A 3,988-nucleotide genomic window follows, 5' to 3' on the forward strand; every position below is an offset into this window, starting at 1 on the left:
ATAAGGATGTGGGTGAATATTCTTTATCTTCAGAAAAAGAAGTTTATGATCAGAACAAGTAAGATCTGGGTGATGGTTTTTTGAATAAGGATGTGGGTGAATATTCTTTATCTTCAGAAAGAAAAGAATACTTAACTAAGATCCTTAAGGATTATGCTGCCTTAATAGAATATCCTTTATGGATGATGATAGAGGAAGATTTTATAGAACCTGTTTATTATACCAACTACTGTCAAATTATCAATGATGCTCTTAAGGGCAAGGTATTTTGTAAGGGCAATCAAGAAAAGTTATTTAATTTAATTAAGTCCTCCCAAGCTCCTGAATTTTCTCCCTGTCATGGTAAATTACTTCTTTTAGGCGCTCCCGTGAAACATCACTCCAAAGTTGTGGGCATCGTTGCTTGTTGCCAAGTTTTACTAAAAAGTATTGAGGAAAAAGATCGATTAGAAGCCATTAGTCTTTCTCCTAAGTTAGAAATATCAAATAAATTAGGGGTAAGCAATATTCAGCTATTTATAAAGTATTTAGAAGAGACAAGAGTCTTATCAAAAGATAAGATTAGACAAATTATGGATTCTTTGATTTTTTTAAGTAACTTAGTCAGTGAGATAATTTCTGGGGATAAAAAGCTCCAGAATTTGACTTGTGAAGCTACTTCAATGAACAAAGAACTTACTCTTATCCATGAAGTAAATCAAGCTCTATCTTTGCTTGGGGAGATTGATGATATTATTAAAATGATCTTAAATCGGGTAATGGAGATCATTTCAGTCAAGGTGGGATGGGTAATAGTGAGAGAGGAAAAGCTTGACCCCTCGATTATTGCTCAAGGTATCTCTGAAGTATTAGCGAAGAAGACGTTACCTCTCTTAAAAAAGGAAATATTTGATAAATTTAATGGGGGTAATAATTTTGTAATGATTAACGAACTTAGAAAGGATGTTGTTTTAAGCAGCTTAAAATTAGGGCTAAGCTCTTTATTATGTGTTCCTTTAAAGATAAGAGGCAAGATATTTGGATTTATGTTAGTGGCCCATCAAGAAGAAGGGAAGATATTTAATACTTCCGATCGCCAGTTGTTGACTTCCTTGGCTACTGAAGCAGCTCTATTAATAGAAAATGCTAAATCCCATAAGTCTTGGCAGAAGTTGTTTTTAAATACGATTACAGCTTTAACTTCTACTATTGATGCTAAGGATCCTTATACTCGTGGCCATAGCGAAAGGGTGCAAAATATTTCTTTAATAGTAGCTGACGAACTTGGGCTTTCTCTTGAAGAAAAAGCTCAAGTTAAAATTTCTGCTTTATTCCATGATATTGGAAAGATTGGCATTACCGAGAAAGTTTTAGGAAAGGAAGGACCTTTAGAAGACAAAGAATTTGAAGTTATTAAAGAACATTTGATTTTAGGAGCTAATATTATTGAAAAGATTGATGGTTTAAAGGATATTGTTGCTAATGTCATGAATCATCACGAGCGTTTTGATGGACAAGGTTATCCTGGAGGTCTCAAGGGAACACAGATTCCTTTAGCTAGTAGAATAATTAGTGTGGTAGACTCTTATGATGCCATGACTTCTGACCGGCCATATCGACAAGGAATGACCAAAGAAAAGGCGGTAGATGAATTAAAGAGGTGTGTTGATTTTCAATTTGATCCAAAAGTGGTAAAAGCATTTGTAAGAGCTTTTGAGAAAGGAAAAATATAAGTAAACCAATATCTCTACTTTCTCAATATTACAATTAAAAAGTTTTCCTTGACAGATAAGATCTTAATAAGTAGTATTACTCTTAAATTTAAAATAAGTGGGCCGCTAGCTCAGTTGGTAGAGCACCGCCCTTTTAAGGCGGGTGTCGTTGGTTCGATCCCAACGCGGCTCACCAAAAAAGATTTCGTGAAATCCTTTTTGGTGAGCTTTATTTAAAAAGGCGCGAACCTTTTTTGAACAAAACTAACGCCCTGCCCTCGCTTCCGACTCGAAAAGACTAAGGACTCTCTTTTTCTTTACTATTTCCAAATATTTTAGTAATATTATTTTGTGGTTGCGAAGTTTAAGCATAATTTAATTATGCCACAATTTAATATTGCTATTCAAATATGGTAGAATCAAGCAAAATAAAAAGAATAAGAAAAAACTGGCTCGGCTTGCCGATGTTTCCAATCATACAATAATTAACATTGAGACTATCTTTCTTAAATAAAGCTTCTGTGGAGGCGCAAAAGGAGGTTTTAGTGAAAAATAATGTTTTAAGATTACTTATCTTATTTCTCTTCCTAGGAAGTTTTTTATTCTTAGGCAAGAATTCTTTTGGCAAGGAAAATCACTCTTTTAAGACGCCCACTACTTCTTATCAAATTCCAGATAAAGTTTACAAGGTATTACCTTCTGGAAAAAATAAATGTTATTTGGGTATCTTTATGGCTACTTGTTGGGTCAATTATGATTGGCAGGACTATAAAGGTAGTTGGCATAGCCGAGGTTTTACGGGAAATTTTAATGTCCTCGATGGGAGCACTCAAGAGATCGATGATTTTAAGAGTAAAACAAAAAAAAGACCAGCTATTGTCCATAGAAGTACTTACTGGGATAAAGATCCTTGGCAACCTATTAACGATAGACCATTTACTAAACCCTTACATGGTAATTTCGATCCAAGGTCAAGAGAGGTTGTTTGGTGTGTTGCCTGGACACCCCCAGTGTTTAGCGCTGGTTATTCTACTTATCAGATAGCTGATTGGTTAGAAAAGGCTCTTCAAGGAACTCAGGATTTAGTGATTGTCAAAGCAGCAAAAGATGCCATAGCTTATAAAAAGCCTTTAATGATTGAGCTTGCCGTAGAAGTAAATTCTGGAAATCCAGAAGTTCATAATAAAATTCCTTCAGAAGCATATAAAAAATTTCATTGTTATGTAGTCAATATCTTTAGGAGAGAGTTTAAAAAAGATAAAGCACCAGAAAATGTTACTTGGTGCTTGTATGGTGGCCATACTTCTGACTATGAAAGCTTAAAAGAATATTACCCTGGGGATAGCTATATAGATTGGATTGGAAAAAGCATTTATCAAGGAAGAGCAGTTCATAATTTGACTGCCTTTGGGAAGCCAGTCTATGCGCCAGAATATCTACCTATAAATTCTGGACAAGATAATGCCACTGCTGATAAATATTTGAAGAATGACTTAGATCAGACCAACTTTCAAGCTATTTGCTTAAATACATTCGATTGGACAATGGCTGGTTACCTTCCAGGAGGGAACATTTATCATTATGAGAGCCAAGAAGGTTATGTTTCCCAACATAAAGATTATTTAGAACTAAGTAAGAATGAATATGATTACTTAGATAGGTATTTAGTTAATAATCTAAAATTCTTAGATAAATGTCTGGTTACAGGTAAATAATTATAGCTAAATTTAAATGAGCAGATAAATCTTTATGATTAATTTAATCTTTATCTTTCCATTAAGGTATGGCTAAAACTTATGCTTTCTGATCAAAATACCCACCTTCAAACTTTAAAGGAAAAAATTAAGGAATTTATTAAGGAAAGAGACTGGGAAAAGTACCACCATCCTAAAGAGTTAGCTATTTCTATGAGTATTGAAATAGCTGAGCTTTTGGAGATATTTCAGTGGGAAGAAAAGGAGTGTTTAGATACTTTAAAGAATAATCAATTAGCTATGAAGAAAATAAAGGAAGAATTAGCCGATGTGATTATTTACGCCCTGAGCATTTCCAATCAATTAGATATCAATCTATCTCAAGCGATCATAGATAAGTTAGAAGCAAATAAGATAAAGTATCCTTCAGAGAAGGTAATTAAAGAAGGGTTATACAAGAAGAAGATTATATAAATTATATAAGAAGGTTATATAAAATGTTATACAAGAAAAAGATTATATAAATTATATAAGAAGGTTATATAAAATGTTATACAAGAAAAAGATTATATAAATTATATAAGAAGGTTATATAAAATGTTA

At 33.1% G+C, this 3,988-nt stretch carries 3 protein-coding genes and 1 tRNA gene; all 4 read left to right on the top strand.

Annotation, left to right across the window (positions count from 1 at the left end; translation table 11 throughout):
- Positions 1-80 precede the first annotated feature (80 nt).
- The 4 genes from KJ849_04955 (at position 81) to KJ849_04970 (ending at position 3,859) form a co-directional block, all read left to right on the top strand.
- Positions 81-1,712 (top strand): HD domain-containing protein, encoded by a 1,632-nt coding sequence (locus KJ849_04955; GenBank protein MBU2599902.1) that lies wholly within the window; start codon positions 81-83, stop codon positions 1,710-1,712.
- Positions 1,713-1,811: 99 nt separating this feature from the next.
- Positions 1,812-1,887 (top strand) — tRNA-Lys (locus KJ849_04960).
- Between the two features lie 349 nt (positions 1,888-2,236).
- The gene (locus KJ849_04965; GenBank protein ID MBU2599903.1) at positions 2,237-3,406 is read left to right on the top strand and encodes a hypothetical protein; all 1,170 of its coding nucleotides are present in this window, start codon (positions 2,237-2,239) and stop codon (positions 3,404-3,406) included.
- A gap of 81 nt (positions 3,407-3,487) precedes the next feature.
- Positions 3,488-3,859 (top strand): nucleotide pyrophosphohydrolase, encoded by a 372-nt coding sequence (locus KJ849_04970; GenBank protein ID MBU2599904.1) that lies wholly within the window; start codon positions 3,488-3,490, stop codon positions 3,857-3,859.
- Positions 3,860-3,988 lie beyond the last annotated feature (129 nt).

The organism is bacterium (assembly GCA_018830565.1).
In the GTDB taxonomy this organism is placed as follows: Bacteria; UBA9089; JAHJRX01; order JAHJRX01; family JAHJRX01; genus JAHJRX01.

Excerpts from the sequence above, each read along its gene's own strand:
- KJ849_04970 (MBU2599904.1), top strand. The coding sequence starts at position 3,488 with ATGCTTTCTGATCAAAATACCCACCTTCAAACTTTAAAGGAAAAAATT.